This is a genomic window from Pseudoalteromonas sp. SIMBA_162, assembly GCF_046535955.1.
Taxonomy (GTDB): Bacteria; Pseudomonadota; Gammaproteobacteria; order Enterobacterales; family Alteromonadaceae; genus Pseudoalteromonas; species Pseudoalteromonas marina.
The window spans coordinates 1-277 of sequence record NZ_JAWJBQ010000305.1 but is presented as its reverse complement, the minus strand read 5'-3'; the positions used below and the strand labels follow the sequence as shown (position 1 = coordinate 277).

The window sequence follows — 277 nt, the reverse complement described above, 5'->3', positions numbered from 1 at the left end:
ATAAGATAATTGAAATCCTATTTGGTAAATGGACCATGGCTCAATCAATACAAATAGAATAAACGTTATGGATAATGCATCATCCACAGATAAACGCCCTTTTATACGGCTTAATAGAAGGAGTTCAACGACTGTAACAGCTCTCCAAACAGATGGTGCACCACCAGCAAGAATACCGTATAGCGGTAGAATCAATAGAAGAATCACCGTCGCTAATTCTCTTCGTATTTTCAAACGAATTAACCCTTGAAAAAAAATAAGTGTTACGATCGCAACA

Annotated in this window: 1 protein-coding gene; it reads right to left on the bottom strand. The window is 36.8% G+C overall.

Translation table 11 applies throughout. The features are described from left to right. Nucleotides 1-277: ComEC/Rec2 family competence protein (locus tag R0J88_RS19800; RefSeq protein ID WP_410900846.1), on the bottom strand; the 277-nt coding region annotated here is incomplete at both ends.